The sequence below is a fragment of the Xanthomonas sp. NCPPB 4037 genome (assembly GCF_041475695.2).
In the GTDB taxonomy this organism is placed as follows: Bacteria; Pseudomonadota; Gammaproteobacteria; order Xanthomonadales; family Xanthomonadaceae; genus Xanthomonas; species Xanthomonas campestris.
This window is the reverse complement of record NZ_CM191261.1, coordinates 832,832-845,768: the sequence shown is the minus strand read 5'-3', so window position 1 is coordinate 845,768 and position 12,937 is coordinate 832,832. Positions and strand designations below refer to the sequence as shown.

General features: G+C 66.2%; 13 protein-coding genes and 1 other RNA gene. 8 read left to right on the top strand and 6 right to left on the bottom strand.

Annotation, left to right across the window (positions count from 1 at the left end):
- Positions 1-20: 20 nt before the first annotated feature.
- The 3 genes from rimI to pssA are packed head-to-tail and all read right to left on the bottom strand — an operon-like array spanning position 21 to position 1,737.
- On the bottom strand, positions 21-503 hold the full coding sequence (gene rimI / locus ACCQ01_RS03785; RefSeq protein ID WP_042596436.1) for a ribosomal protein S18-alanine N-acetyltransferase: 483 nt from the start codon (positions 501-503) through the stop codon (positions 21-23).
- Entirely contained in the window at positions 500-967 is a 468-nt protein-coding gene (locus tag ACCQ01_RS03780) for an alanine acetyltransferase (RefSeq protein ID WP_228431501.1), read from the bottom strand. The genes rimI and ACCQ01_RS03780 overlap by 4 nt, the downstream gene beginning before the upstream one ends.
- Positions 964-1,737: a CDP-diacylglycerol--serine O-phosphatidyltransferase gene (gene pssA, locus ACCQ01_RS03775; RefSeq protein ID WP_042596438.1), complete on the bottom strand. Its 774-nt coding sequence runs from the start codon at positions 1,735-1,737 to the stop codon at positions 964-966. Before pssA ends, ACCQ01_RS03780 begins: the two co-directional genes overlap by 4 nt.
- Before the next feature lie 135 nt (positions 1,738-1,872).
- Here pssA and ACCQ01_RS03770 point away from each other — a divergent pair, with 135 nt between their 5' ends.
- The 3 genes from ACCQ01_RS03770 (at position 1,873) to ACCQ01_RS03760 (ending at position 4,824) form a co-directional block, all read left to right on the top strand.
- The gene (locus ACCQ01_RS03770) at positions 1,873-2,271 is read left to right on the top strand and encodes a DUF4124 domain-containing protein (RefSeq protein ID WP_161963211.1); all 399 of its coding nucleotides are present in this window, start codon (positions 1,873-1,875) and stop codon (positions 2,269-2,271) included.
- 113 nt (positions 2,272-2,384) lie between these two features.
- Positions 2,385-4,079, top strand: a complete 1,695-nt coding sequence (locus ACCQ01_RS03765; protein WP_228431500.1) for a proline--tRNA ligase — start codon at positions 2,385-2,387, stop codon at positions 4,077-4,079.
- 277 nt (positions 4,080-4,356) lie between these two features.
- On the top strand, positions 4,357-4,824 hold the full coding sequence (locus ACCQ01_RS03760) for an H-NS histone family protein (protein WP_011035880.1): 468 nt from the start codon (positions 4,357-4,359) through the stop codon (positions 4,822-4,824).
- A 62-nt stretch (positions 4,825-4,886) separates the two neighbouring features.
- On the opposite strand, the gene ACCQ01_RS03755 is transcribed toward ACCQ01_RS03760, so the two are convergent.
- On the bottom strand, positions 4,887-6,146 hold the full coding sequence (locus tag ACCQ01_RS03755) for a threonine/serine exporter family protein (protein ID WP_228431499.1): 1,260 nt from the start codon (positions 6,144-6,146) through the stop codon (positions 4,887-4,889).
- Positions 6,147-6,311: 165 nt separating this feature from the next.
- Here ACCQ01_RS03755 and ACCQ01_RS03750 point away from each other — a divergent pair, with 165 nt between their 5' ends.
- From ACCQ01_RS03750 to ACCQ01_RS03735, 4 genes are all read left to right on the top strand, one after another.
- Positions 6,312-7,424, top strand: coding sequence for an MlaE family ABC transporter permease (locus ACCQ01_RS03750; protein ID WP_103702055.1), 1,113 nt, complete (start codon positions 6,312-6,314; stop codon positions 7,422-7,424).
- An 82-nt stretch (positions 7,425-7,506) separates the two neighbouring features.
- Positions 7,507-8,343, top strand: coding sequence for an ABC transporter ATP-binding protein (locus ACCQ01_RS03745; RefSeq protein WP_076036444.1), 837 nt, complete (start codon positions 7,507-7,509; stop codon positions 8,341-8,343).
- 2 nt (positions 8,344-8,345) lie between these two features.
- A complete protein-coding gene (locus tag ACCQ01_RS03740) occupies positions 8,346-9,272 on the top strand; it encodes an MlaD family protein (protein WP_228431498.1) in 927 nt (308 codons plus the stop codon).
- The gene (locus ACCQ01_RS03735) at positions 9,269-9,913 is read left to right on the top strand and encodes an ABC-type transport auxiliary lipoprotein family protein (protein WP_115576465.1); all 645 of its coding nucleotides are present in this window, start codon (positions 9,269-9,271) and stop codon (positions 9,911-9,913) included. The genes ACCQ01_RS03740 and ACCQ01_RS03735 overlap by 4 nt, the downstream gene beginning before the upstream one ends.
- Positions 9,914-9,935: 22 nt before the next feature.
- On the opposite strand, the gene ACCQ01_RS03730 is transcribed toward ACCQ01_RS03735, so the two are convergent.
- A non-coding RNA gene (locus tag ACCQ01_RS03730) (sX9 sRNA) lies at positions 9,936-10,011 on the bottom strand.
- 535 nt (positions 10,012-10,546) lie between these two features.
- The gene (locus ACCQ01_RS03725; RefSeq protein WP_228431497.1) at positions 10,547-11,140 is read right to left on the bottom strand and encodes an alpha-ketoglutarate-dependent dioxygenase AlkB family protein; all 594 of its coding nucleotides are present in this window, start codon (positions 11,138-11,140) and stop codon (positions 10,547-10,549) included.
- Positions 11,141-11,265: 125 nt separating this feature from the next.
- Between ACCQ01_RS03725 and ACCQ01_RS03720 the strand changes: the two genes are divergently transcribed.
- A complete protein-coding gene (locus ACCQ01_RS03720) occupies positions 11,266-12,915 on the top strand; it encodes an electron transfer flavoprotein-ubiquinone oxidoreductase (RefSeq protein WP_228431496.1) in 1,650 nt (549 codons plus the stop codon).
- The last annotated feature ends 22 nt before the right edge of the window (positions 12,916-12,937 follow it).

Sequence of the window (12,937 nt, the reverse complement as noted above, 5' to 3'; positions counted from 1 at the left end):
TCTGCGCGCCACACGATCGGTCAGGAGATGCCTTCGAAGAACAACTCGATCGCCATCACCAGGGCATCTTCGCGCCCGGTGTGCGCGGGGTAGTAGCGCGGACGTCGCCCGATCTCGTTGAACCCTTCGGAGTGGTACAAGGCAATCGCCGACGGATTGGACGGGCGCACTTCCAGAAACGCGCGCCGCGCGCCGCGGTCGCAGGCCGCCTTGATCAGCGCGCGCAGCAACACACGGCCGTGTCCTTGCGACTGTGCTTCCGGTGCAATGCAGACGTTGAGCACATGCGCCTCGTCGGCAGCAATGCTGATCACGCCGTAGCCAATGATCTGCCCGGCCTGCTCCATCACCCAGCCCGGGTAGCCGGCCTGCAGGCAATCGCGAAAAATGCTGCGCGTCCACGGAAACGGATACGCGCGGCGCTCGATGTCCATCACCGCGTCCAGGTCGCTCTCACGCATGGCGCGCAGGGCTGTGGGCATCGGCGCGTTCATGGCGCTCACGCCGGGCCCTGGCGCCGGCGCAGGGCGCGCAGCTGCGGCCACAGCGCGCGCTTGGCGGCCGGGTTGCCGCGCAATTCGGCCAGCGGCCACGAGGCCATCAACGCCTGGGTCTGCGGATCGCCGGGATTGCAGCCGGATGCACGCAACAAGGCAATCTGCAATCTGTCGGGCATGCCCACACGGCCACGCCGCGGTGTGGCAGGCGCGGACGGACGAACGCTGACATCAGCAGGTGGCTCGGACGGTGCAGCCGGTGCGCTGCGGCGTGCGGCAGGTGCTGCGCTGGGCGCAGGCGCGGCGTGTTGTGGGCGCGCAGGTTCTCGCACCGGTGCCGGCGCCTCGGCCACGGCAGGCGCCGGCTCGGCCTCCACCGTGTCGCGGTCCAGATACACGGTGTGGCCCATCGCCTGCAGGCAGCTCACCTGCAGGTCCGACCACACCGGCGCGACGGCCATCTCGCTCATGGCAGCTCGGGCGTCCTGCGTCCGCGCCGCCACAGCCACATCACCGGGCCGGACAAGGCGTACAGCACGCCGATCACCAGCAGCGAGCGTGCCGGGTCGATGACCAGCAGCGCGATGACCACCGCCGCGATCGCCAGCGCCAGGAACGGCACCCGGTCCGCACGCGGGCCGCGTTCGCCGCCCTTGAAGCTCCAGAACCGGATCCGGCTGACCATCAGCAACGCCGACACCACCGTGACGCCCAGCGCCACATAGCGCAGCTGCTCGCCATCCAGGCCCAGGCTGTCGTCGGCGAAGGCCCATACGAAGGACATCATCAAGCCGGCCGCGGCCGGGCTGGCCAGGCCGATGAACCAGCGCTTGTCGACCACACCGACCTGGGTGTTGAAGCGCGCCAGCCGCAGCGCGGCGCAGGCCGCATACAGAAACGCCGCCGACCAGCCGACCCGGCCCATCACGCTGCTGTCGAACTTCAGCGCCGACAGCGACCAGTGATACATCACCAGCGCCGGCGCCATGCCGAAGCTGACCAGGTCGGCCAGCGAGTCGTATTGCACGCCGAATTCGCTGCTGGTGTTGGTCAGGCGCGCCACGCGGCCATCCAGCCCGTCCATCACCGCGGCCACGAACACCGCCATGCTGGCCTGCACGAACTGGCCGTTGGCGGCAGCAATGATGGCGTAGAAGCCGGAGAACAACCCGGCGGTGGTGAACAGGTTCGGCAGCAGGTAGATCGTGCGCGAACGCGGGGGCGGTCTCATTTCATCCATCCGGCAAGTGTAGGGCCTGAGGTCCGTCCGGCGGTAGCGCAGCCCGGCCTGATGCGCCCTGCCGGCCCATCGATCACTTGCCACGGCGGTCGCTGAATGCTGCAATCGCCGCGGGAATCATCTAGGGGAAGCCTCATGCACCTGTCGTCCGGGCTCTGCGCCCTGTTGATGCTGGTCAGCGCCGCCGCCGGCGCCACCGATCTATACAAGTGGAAGGACGCCAAGGGCGTGACCCACTACACCGAGACCCCGCCCCCGACCGGCCAACGCTACGAGTCGCGCCGGATCGACGCGCGCAGCGGCACCGCCGCCATCGCCGCCCCGGAAACGGCTGCGCCCGAATCGGCCGACTGCCTCACCGCACGCCGCAATCTGGAGCTGCTCAGCGGCAAGGGCGAAGTGACCATGGGCGCCGGCGACGGCAAGCCTGGCACCCCGCTGGACCCGGAAACGCGCGCCGCGCAGCGCAATCTGGCCGAGGCCGCCGCCAAGGCCTATTGCAAGCCTGCACCGGCCGGCGGCCCAACCACCTGAGCACTGCGCACCGGCCAAGCGCCGGTGCACGCAACGCGCCGCCGGGTCATCGCCGATGACCTGCAGGGCACGACACTGGCAAACTATCGGCTTTCCGCCTCAAGCGAAGCCCGATGCGTCTTTCCCAGTTCCACCTGCACACCACCAAGGAAACCCCGGCCGACGCCGAGCTGGTCAGCCACCGTCTGATGCTGCGCGCGGGCATGATCCGCAAGCTGGCCTCCGGGCTGTACACCTGGTCGCCGCTGGGCTTGCGCGTGCTGCGCAAGGTCGAGGCCATCGTGCGCGAGGAAATGAACCGCGCCGGGGCGGTGGAAGTGCTGTTCCCCACCATCCAGCCGCGCGAGCTGTGGGACGCGACCGGCCGCTGGGAAAAGTTCGGCGGGCAATTGCTGAAGATCAAGGACCGCAAGGAACAGGAGTTCTGCTACACCCCGACCGCCGAAGAAGCCGCGGCCGAGTTCGCGCGTCAGGAAATCAACAGCTACAAGCAGCTGCCGCTGAATTTCTACCAGATCCAGACCAAGTTCCGCGATGAAATCCGCCCGCGTTTCGGCGTGATGCGTGCACGCGAGTTCCTGATGAAGGACGCCTATTCGTTCCATCTCACCGATGCGGACATGGCGCGCGAGTACGACAACATGCGGGCCGCCTACATCCGCATCTTCACCCGGCTGGGGCTGGAGTTCCGCGCGGTGCAGGCCGACTCCGGCGCAATCGGCGGTGATGCCTCGCAGGAATTCCATGTCATCGCCGAATCGGGCGAGGACTCGCTGGCGTTCTCCACCGGCTCGGACTACGCGGCCAATGTGGAAACCGCCAGCGCCGCCCTGCCCGCACCGCGCCCGGCTGCCGGCGAGACCCTGCAGCGCGTGGACACACCCACCCAGAAGACCTGCGAAGACGTGGCCCAGTTGCTGGGCCTGCCGCTGCAGCGCACGGTGAAGTCGATCGCGGTGATGACCACCGCCGGCTTCGTGCTGGTGCTGGTGCGTGGCGATCACGCCGTCAACGAGATCAAGCTGGCCAAGGTCGCCGGCATGGCCGACTACCGGCTGGCCAATGAAAGCGAGATCCGTCAGCACCTGGGCAGCGAGCCCGGCTTCCTTGGCCCAGTGCAGCCGGTCCAGCCGATTCGCATCATCGCCGATCGCGACGTCGCGGCCATGGCCGATTTCGTGGTCGGTGCCAACGCGGTAGGCGTGCACCTGACCGGGGTCAACTGGGGCCGCGACCTGCCCGAACCGGACACCGTGGCCGACGTGCGCAATGTCGTCGACGGCGACCGTGCCAGCGACGGCGGCGAGCTGCGCCTGACCCGCGGCATCGAGGTGGGCCATGTGTTCCAGCTCGGCAGCAAATACGCCGAAGCGCTGCAGGCCACCGTGCTGGATGAAAACGGCAAGGCCGCGGTGATGAAGATGGGCTGCTACGGCATCGGCATCTCGCGCATCGTGGCGGCGGCGATCGAACAGAACCACGACGACGCCGGCATCGTCTGGCCCGCGCCGATGGCGCCGTGGAAGGTGGTGGTGTGCGTGATCAACCCCAAGCAGGACGCGCAGGTGGCTGCCGCGGCCGGTGACTTGCTGGAGGAATTGATCGCCGCCGGCATCGACGCGGCGCTGGACGATCGCGGCCTGCGCCCGGGCGCCATGTTTGCCGATATGGAACTGCTGGGCATTCCGCACCGCGTGGTGGTGTCCGAGCGTGGATTGGCGGCCGGGACTTTTGAATATCGCGCCCGCACCGCCGAAGCGGCAGAAAACCTGGATAAGGCCGGGTTATTCTCCCGGCTTGGGTACTGATCAAACCCGGGCAATATCCTCCCGCTGGATGAACGCACTGCGCCGAAGTAATTCGGCGCATTTGTCATATGGGTTTTCTGTCATTATGATGGCTGGCGCTGCCACGGAATGGCATTCCGAGAGCAACTAACAAAGCGTGACGTGCGGTTTGGGATGGTGCGCAGGATTTCGCATGGACGCGCTCCAGAGAAAACCGATGGCAGGCCGCGCCTGCCATTCGAATATGTCGCCGTTTTGTTAGTTGCTCTTAATTCCCCTCTCATTTTCCGGAGTAGTGATGTCGATCGATCTCACCGGCCTGTCGGCCAAGCAGTTGGGCGCACTGATCAAGAATGCAAAGAAGCAGCAGACGGTGGTCGCCAAGCGCGCGCCGATTGCCAAGGTGCGGACCCAATTGACCCGCGCCGCGAAAGCCCAGGGTTATTCCATTGAAGAATTGTTCGGCGCCGCCGCCAGTGCCGGCCCGGGCCGTCCGGCCGCCGCCGGCAAGCCGGGTCCGCGTGCCGGACGCAAGCTGGGCAAGGTTGCACCGAAATACCGCAACCCCGCCAATGCACAGGAAACCTGGACCGGCCGCGGCAAGCAGCCGCGCTGGCTGGCTGAATTGACCGCTGCCGGCAAGAAGGTCGAAGACTTCCTGATCAAGAAGGACGGCGGCGCAAAACCGGCAAAGAAGGCCACCGCCAAGAAGGCCACGCGCAAAACTGCCACCAAGCGCGCGACCAAGAAAGCCAAGGCTGCGTGATTCGAGGCAAATAAAAAACGCCGGCACTGCCGGCGTTTTTTATTGGGCGCCGTTCGGGCCTGTCATAAATTCTTGCGGGCCGGGATCAGCAGATTGCCAAACAGCAATCCGGCCACCAAAGCCATCACGATATTGGTGACCGCCAATAGCGCGGCTTGGCCGACGGTGACGTCCTGCTGCTGCACCAGGGTCAAAAACCCGCGCAAACTGGTGCTACCGGGCACCAGCATGATGATGCCCGGCAGCCGGATCAGCGCACCGGGTTTTTGCACCACACGTCCAAACAGATTTCCGGCAGCGGTCAATGCCATCGCCGATGCGAACACGCCGGCCGGCCCACCCCAGGCATGCCCTGCATAGCGCGCGATGACATACCCGGACATGGCCGCCGCCATGATCCACAGATAATCGCGGCGATTGGCCTTGAACAGCACCGCGAACGCGTACGCGGCCACCAGCAGCGAGGCCCATTCCACCCAGCCGGCCTGTGGGCGCACCGCGGCGACCTGCGGGTTCAAGCCCACCAACTGGGTCAACGTCACCGCAATCACCGCGCCCACGGTGAGCTTGAGCACCGTGGTGACCGCACCGGCCAGGCGCGCCGTGCCCGACACCCAATGCTGGCTGGCCAACTCGTTGAACGCGTTGGTCAGCGACATACCGGGCAGCAGCACCACCAGCGAGGCAATGATCACTGTATTGAGATGGAGCGGGCCGACCAGCGAGGCCACCAGCGCAGCGACCACGCCGGCCAGCAGCCCGGCCAGTGCTTCGCCGGCCTCCTTGGTGGCCGGGCGCTTGTCGGTGTACTGAGTGAGCAGCCCGATCGACATGCCGATCACCCCAGCGGTGGCGATGTCCAGCCACGGCAGCTTCCACAGCCCGGCCACCCCGGCCGCGGCCAGGCCGAATGCCAGCACCTGCAGGGCCTTGCCGCGCCGGTCCGTCTCGCGGTCAAGACGGCGCAGGGCCGTGTGCCCCTGGGCAATACTCATGCGCCCGTTGGCGACGCTGTCGGCCACGTAGTCGGCGACGCTGAGTTTGTAGAGGTCGTTCTCGCCCGGCGCCAGGCGGATCACGCGGGTGATGTCACTGGAGCCGATCGACTTGGTGGGGTCGCTGAAGCTCAGGATGATGCCGGTGGGATTGGACCAGGGCTCGCAATCCAGCCCCAGTTTCTGCGACAGGCCAATCACCGCCGCCTCCAGCCGCTGCGCGGTGGTGCCATAGGAATGCAGGCGCCCGGCGATTTCCGACACGAAGGCGACACGTTGCGCGTAGGTTGCGCCGGCGGACGATGGAACAACGGTGGCAGCAGACATGCGTGGCGGGTCGGATCGAAGCGGCGCCTGGGCGAGGACGCCAGTGTATGCGCAGCACGCGTGGCCCGTGGTCGCCATCGCCGGTGGCTGTCGCCATGCGCGCAGTCACTCCCCATCATTCGCTCACGCCAGCCACTGTATGCTGACGCCACGGACAGGCCGCCCATGATCAAACCGCAACCGCCACGCATCGAACAAGACTCGCAGGACCATGCCGAGGTACGCCTCGCCGGCAGTTGGGTCCTGGCCACCGCCCTGCCCCAGGCCGAGCTGCTGCAAGCCGTTCCCGACGGGGTGCGCCGCATCGACGCGCGTGGCATCCAGCAACTGGATTCGGCCGGTGTGCTGCAGCTGCTGCGCTTTGCCAGCCGCATGGGCCTGAAAGAAGACGCCATCGATTTCCGCGACGAGCACCAGGCACTGGTGTGCACCATCGAGGAGCTCAACGACGAGCGCCCCAAGCCCAAGCGCGATTACGGCTTTGTCGCAGCGCTCGACCGCCTGGGCCGCACCACCCACGGCGTGGGCCAGGGCATCCTGGAGCTCAACAGCTTCCTGGGCGAGAACCTGGTCAAGATCGGGCGACTGATCCACGAACCACGCCGTTTCCGGCTCACCTCCACCGTGCACCACATGGAACAGGTGGGGCTGGATGCGGTGCCGCTGGTGGTGCTGCTGTCTTATCTGGTGGGCGCGGTGATCGCGTTTTTGGGCTCGACGATCCTGCGCGACTTCGGCGCGGAGATTTATGTGGTGGAACTGGTGTCGATCGCGTTCCTGCGCGAATTTGCCGTGTTGCTCACCGCCATTGTCCTGGCCGGCCGCACCGCCAGCGCGTTCACCGCGCAAATCGGCGCGATGAAATCCCGCGAGGAAGTGGATGCCATCCGCACCCTGGGCCTGGATCCGATCGATCTGCTGGTGATCCCGCGCCTGCTCGCGCTGATCTTCACCCTGCCGCTGCTGACCTTCATCGCGATGATCGCCGGCCTGGCCGGTGGCGTCACCGTGGGCGCGTTCGATCTGGACATTCCGCCGCAGATGTATCTGGCACGCATGCACGACACCATCCAGCTGCGGCACTTCCTGGTCGGCCTGTCGAAGGCGCCGCTGTTTGCGCTGGTGATCGGCCTGATCGGCTGCCTGGAAGGTTTGAAGGTGAGCGGCACCGCGCAGTCGGTGGGCGAACGCACCACTTCTTCGGTGGTGCAGACGATTTCCTTGGTCATCATCCTCGATGCGATTGCGGCGTTGTGGTTCATGAAGATGGGGTGGTGATGAGGCCGAGATTCGACATTGGGGATTCGGGCTTCGTGCAAAGCACACGCGCGGGCGTCTCCGCGCTCGCGAGAGGCCTGCTGTGACCAATCCCGAATCCCAAATCACCACTCCCGAACCCGAAACCGACGACGACCAGCTGGCGATCTCGGTGCGTGGGCTGACCAACCGGTTCGGCAGCCAGGTCGTCCACGAAGAGCTCGACCTGGACGTGCGCCGCGGCGAGATCCTGGGCGTGGTCGGCGGCTCTGGCACCGGCAAGTCGGTGTTGATGCGCAGCATCCTGGGCCTGCGCGAACCCGACGCCGGCAGCATCCAGGTGCTGGGCGCGGATGCGCGCTCGGGCCGTTTTGTCGATCGCCAGCACATCACCCGCAACACCGGTGTGCTGTTTCAGGATGGCGCGCTGTTTTCCTCGATGACCGTCGGCGAGAACGTGCAGGTGCCGCTGAAGGAGCATCACGGCGAATTCCCCGAGCGCTGGTATTTCGAACTGGCGCTGTTGAAGATCAAGCTGGCCGGCCTGCCCGCCGACGCGCTGGACAAGCTGCCCTCGCAATTGTCCGGCGGCATGCGCAAGCGCGCCGGACTGGCGCGGGCGCTGGCACTGGACCCGCCGCTGCTGTTCCTGGACGAGCCCACCGCCGGGCTGGATCCAATCGGCGCGGCCGCCTTCGACCGGCTGATTCGCACATTGCAGCAGGCCCTGGGCCTGACCGTGTTCCTGATTACCCACGACCTGGATACGCTGTACGCCATCTGCGACCGCATCGCGGTGCTGGCCGATCGCAAGGTGATCGCCAACGCCCCGCTGGCCGAGATCGAACAGGTCGATCACCCCTGGATCCAGGAATATTTTCACGGCCCCCGCGCGCGCGCCGCGCGCCAGGCCAAGACCGCCTCCACCGAGACCGCCTGAGCATGGAAACCAAAGCCAATTACGTCCTGATCGGCGCCTTCACCATCGTGGCCGGCCTGGCCTTGCTGCTGTTCGGGCTGTGGGCCGCCAAATACTCCTCCGACCGCACCTGGCAGCAATACCGGGTGGTGTTCCGCGAGGCGGTGACTGGCCTGTCGGTCGGCAGCCCGGTGCAGTACAACGGCATCGCGGTGGGCTCGATCACCGAACTGACGCTGGCGCCGAACGACCCGCGCCAAGTCGTGGCGCATGTGCGGGTGAACTCCACCACGCCGATCAAGAGCGACACCCGCGCCAAGCTGGCCATCACCAGCCTGACCGGCCCGTCGATCATCCAGCTCTCCGGCGGCACGCCCGAAGCACCGTCGCTGACCACCATCGACAAGAGCGACGCGCCGATCATCCAGACCACGCCGTCGGCACTGCAGAACATTACCGACACCGCCAATCGCATCGTCGAGCGCATGGACCAGATGCTCTCGGACAAGAACGTGGCCAGCATCACCGCCACACTGCAGAACCTGGAAAAGATCAGCGGCGGCATCGCCGATCGCGACGAAGGCATGCAGGCGCTGATCGTCAGCGCGCGCGATGCCGCGCGCAATCTGGACACCACCCTGACCACCACCAACGGCACCATCAAACGGCTGGACCAGAACCTGGTGCAGCAGCTGCCCGGCATCCTGGAAAAACTCGACGCGACCCTGGTCAAGCTGGACTCGGCCGCCGGCAACGCTGACAACATCCTTGGCGAGAACCGCGCGGCCATCAATAGTTTTGCCAACGACGGCCTGGGCCAGCTGGGCCCCACACTCACCGATTTGCGCGGCCTGATCCGCGATCTGCGCCGGGTCAGCGACAAACTGGACAACAACCCTGCGCGCTACCTGCTCGGCCGCGACGCACCCAAGGAGTTCGAACCGAAATGACTGCCATGCGCCTGTTGCGTCCCCTGCTGTGCGTCTCGTTGCTGGCGCTGGGCGGCTGCTCGGTCCTGACCGGTGGCGACCAGAAACCGGCCACGATCTACGCCCCCACCGTGCGCGTCACGCCCAATCCGGCGTGGCCGCAGGTGAGCTGGCAGCTCTCGGTGGCCAAGCCCAGCGCCGCGCGCATCATCGACAGCCCGCGCATCAATGTGCGCCCGACCCCGGGCGAATTGCAGGTCTATCACGGCGCCGGCTGGGCGCAACCGGCCACCGACATGCTGGAAGACAGCGTGGTCCGCGCCTTCGAAGACTCCGGCAAGATCGCCGCGGTTGCGCGCATCGGCGCCGGGATCCGCTCGGACTACAAACTGGCGATCGACGTGCGCCGCTTCGAGTCCGACTACGCCGGCCAGTCGCTGCCAGCGGCCACCATCGAGCTCAACGCCAAGCTGCTGCATTCCTCCGATCAGCGCGTGGTGGCGTCGCGTACGTTCACCGTGGCCCGCCCCTCAAGCAGCACCGACACCGCTGCGGTTGCGGCCGCGTTCGAGCAGGCCCTGACCCAGGTCACCAGCGAGCTGGTGGGTTGGACCCTGATCACCGGTCAGCAGGACAGCCAGACTTTGCCGCGTGCGTTGTAAGCGCAAGCGACAGACTTGGAGCGGCTAACACTACCTAGCGAGCAGTCGTTAGGTGGGGGCGGATGGTGCGTGGAAACCGGAGTGCACGAGTGGCACATGCCGTCCGCGCCAGCCTAAGGGCTGCCGCAGAGCGGCTGAGCTGCGGTCTGGCTGCAGGGCCATTGCCCGCCCACCATCGCAGGACACGCCGCAAGTACGTCCCTGTAGGCCCTTACGCGGCATCCATTCCGCGCAAGGTCCCGCGACAGTGGGCGAGCAAGAACCAATCGAGATGGTCGGTGTGCACGGTTGCAGCAATGCATGACGTACTTCTAATTCGCCAGCTATCGTGTTCTGCGAACTCTGCCCGCAAGCCAACGCAAGTCGCGAGATGACCGGCTTTCATCCAGCTACCGACAAACTCTCTGGCGCGGTGTCCTCGCCGCTTGCGGGACCGTGTGGCGGCATGGATGCCGCCGCCGAGCCTACATGGACGTACTTGCGGCGTGTCCCGCGAGCGGTGAGGGCACCGCGCCCTCGACCCACTCAGCGTTCGACCTTCACTTCTGACTGCATCCAGCAAGATGCTGCCGACACAAAAACTGCGCTCATCGAAGGCGACCGCTCGCCATGTTTCGTGAGCCGCTCCTGTCGCTAGGACACGCGCATCGCAATCTGGCGAAAGGTCAAATTGATGCGCTCGCCGACCGGCTTTACGGTGCGCGGCAAGGCGTGTTTGTAGTAACGCTGGGTATCGCCGCCCATCAGCAGCAGATCGCCGTGGCCGAGTTCCAAGGTCTGCTTCAGCGTCGGATCGTGCCGATGCTTGAAGGCGAACCGCCGCGCCGCGCCCAGGCTTAGCGATGCGATCACCGGTTGCGCGCCCAGCTCCGGCTCGTCGTCGCTATGCCAGCCCATCGCGTCGGCTCCGCTGCGGTAGCGGTTGACCAGCACGCTGTTGAACGGGGAGCCGGTCTCATCCTGCAGACGCGTACGCACTGGCTGCAGCGCCTCCAGCCACGGCTGCGGAGCAAACTGCGTGCCCGAGTAGCGATAGCTGGCATCCGCATCGCCGATCCAGCTGCTCAGACGCGGCGAATCCACCACCCGCCCGAACATGCGGATGCGATGGACCTCCCACTGCACCTGGTCCAGCAGCGCCTGCATCAGCGCATCGGCGTGCGCAGCCTGCAACCAGCCGCGACACCAGTGGACCTGAGCTCCCGGCAGTGCAACGCGTATGTTCATGCGCAAACGCTAGCATGCGTGTGCCCGGGCGCACCGGCAGCGGCGGATGAATCAACACGATTTGCCGCCATCCCATGCAATCCCGGAAAATGCACCCCAGCCATCGAGCCAACGGGAGCGGAGCAATGTCGGAAGCGGGAATCGGCGCGCAAGCGTCAGAGACGGTCGAGCGCGACATGATGGAGTACGACGTCGTCACCGTCGGTGCCGGTCCGGCCGGGCTGTCGTTCGCGATCCGGCTCAAACAGCTCAACCCCGCGTTGAGCGTGTGCGTGATCGAAAAATCTAGCACCATCGGCGCGCACATCCTCTCCGGCGCGGTGATCGAACCCGGCCCGCTGGATGCCTTGCTGCCGGGCTGGCGCGACAACCCGCCGCCGATCTGCGTGGCCGCCACCGAGGACGAATTCTGGCTTCTCGGCAAGGACAGCGCGCGCAAATTCCCGGTGGTGCCGCCAGGCATGCGCAACCATGGCAACTTCATCGTCAGCCTGGGCGCCATGTGCGCCTGGCTCGCCCCGCAGGCCGAAGCCCTGGGCGTGGAGATCTACCCCGGCTTTGCCGCCGCCGAAACCCTGCACGATGACAGCGGCCAGGTAGTGGGCGTGCGCATCGGCGATATGGGCGTGGCCAAGGATGGGTCGCACAAGCCCGGCTACACCGCCGGTATCGACATCCGCGCCAAGGTCACCGTGCTGGCCGAAGGCGCGCGTGGCCATCTCACCAAGCGCCTGCTCAAGCGCTTCGACCTGACTGCCGATGTCGACCCGCAGGGCTATTCGATCGGCATCAAGGAACTGTGGCAGGTGCCCGAGGGCCGCGTCAGCCCCGGCAAGATCGTGCACACGCTCGGCTGGCCGGCCGACAACCGCACCTATGGCGGCAGCTTCCTGTATCACCTGGACAACAACCAGATCGCGCTGGGCTACGTCAGCGGGCTGGACTACAGCGACCCCAACTACCAGCCGTGGGAGGCTTTCCAGCAATGGAAGAACCACGCGCTGATCAAGCCCCTGCTGGAGGGCGGCAGCATCCTGTCGGCCGGCGCGCGCGCCATCGTCACCGGCGGTTGGCAATCGCTGCCCAAGGTGGAAATGCCCGGTGCGCTGCTGATCGGCGACACCGCCGGCCTGCTCAACGTGCCCAAGATCAAGGGCACCCATCAGGCGATCCGCAGCGGCATGCTGGCCGCCGAGCACTTGGTGCAATCGCAGCTGGCCCCACAGGGATTCGACGCCAAGCTGCGCGCCTCTGACGCCATGGCCGAACTCAAGCAGGTGCGCAACATCAAGCCCGGCTTCAAGAAGGGCCTGTGGCTGGGCATGCTCAATGCCGCCTGGGAAACCGCGCTCAAAGGCGCCTCGCCGTGGACACTGAAAAACAAGCCGGATTGGTCGGCCATGCACAAACTCGGCGAGTACGAACAGCCTAAACGCGGCTACGTCCAGCGCGAACTCGCCCCACGCGACCGGCTGCAGGCGGTCTACTTCGCCGCCACCGAACACGACGAAGACCAACCGGTGCATCTGCAGGTGCTCGACACCAGCATCTGCGCCACCCGCTGTGTGGAGGAATACAACAACCCCTGCACCCGCTTCTGCCCGGCCAACGTCTACGAAATGGTCGCAGACACCACCAGCCCCTCCGGCAAGCGCCTGCAGATCAACGCCGCCAACTGCGTGCACTGCAAGACCTGCGACATCAAAGACCCCTACGAAATCATCAACTGGGTCACCCCGGAGGGTGGTTCTGGGCCGAACTACCAGAACCTGTGACTCGGCGCCCCCCGGCCTCGGC

What these genes read in the sequence shown, in the direction of transcription:
- ACCQ01_RS03780 (WP_228431501.1), bottom strand. Translation starts at nt 967, where the DNA reads ATGAGCGAGATGGCCGTCGCGCCGGTGTGGTCGGACCTGCAGGTGAGC.
- pssA (WP_042596438.1), bottom strand. Translation starts at nt 1,737, where the DNA reads ATGGATGAAATGAGACCGCCCCCGCGTTCGCGCACGATCTACCTGCTG.
- ACCQ01_RS03755 (WP_228431499.1), bottom strand. Translation starts at nt 6,146, where the DNA reads ATGTCTGCTGCCACCGTTGTTCCATCGTCCGCCGGCGCAACCTACGCG.
- ACCQ01_RS03720 (WP_228431496.1), top strand. Translation starts at nt 11,266, where the DNA reads ATGTCGGAAGCGGGAATCGGCGCGCAAGCGTCAGAGACGGTCGAGCGC.
- ACCQ01_RS03735 (WP_115576465.1), top strand. Translation starts at nt 9,269, where the DNA reads ATGACTGCCATGCGCCTGTTGCGTCCCCTGCTGTGCGTCTCGTTGCTG.
- ACCQ01_RS03740 (WP_228431498.1), top strand. Translation starts at nt 8,346, where the DNA reads ATGGAAACCAAAGCCAATTACGTCCTGATCGGCGCCTTCACCATCGTG.
- ACCQ01_RS03750 (WP_103702055.1), top strand. Translation starts at nt 6,312, where the DNA reads ATGATCAAACCGCAACCGCCACGCATCGAACAAGACTCGCAGGACCAT.
- ACCQ01_RS03765 (WP_228431500.1), top strand. Translation starts at nt 2,385, where the DNA reads ATGCGTCTTTCCCAGTTCCACCTGCACACCACCAAGGAAACCCCGGCC.
- ACCQ01_RS03725 (WP_228431497.1), bottom strand. Translation starts at nt 11,140, where the DNA reads ATGAACATACGCGTTGCACTGCCGGGAGCTCAGGTCCACTGGTGTCGC.
- ACCQ01_RS03770 (WP_161963211.1), top strand. Translation starts at nt 1,873, where the DNA reads ATGCACCTGTCGTCCGGGCTCTGCGCCCTGTTGATGCTGGTCAGCGCC.
- ACCQ01_RS03760 (WP_011035880.1), top strand. Translation starts at nt 4,357, where the DNA reads ATGTCGATCGATCTCACCGGCCTGTCGGCCAAGCAGTTGGGCGCACTG.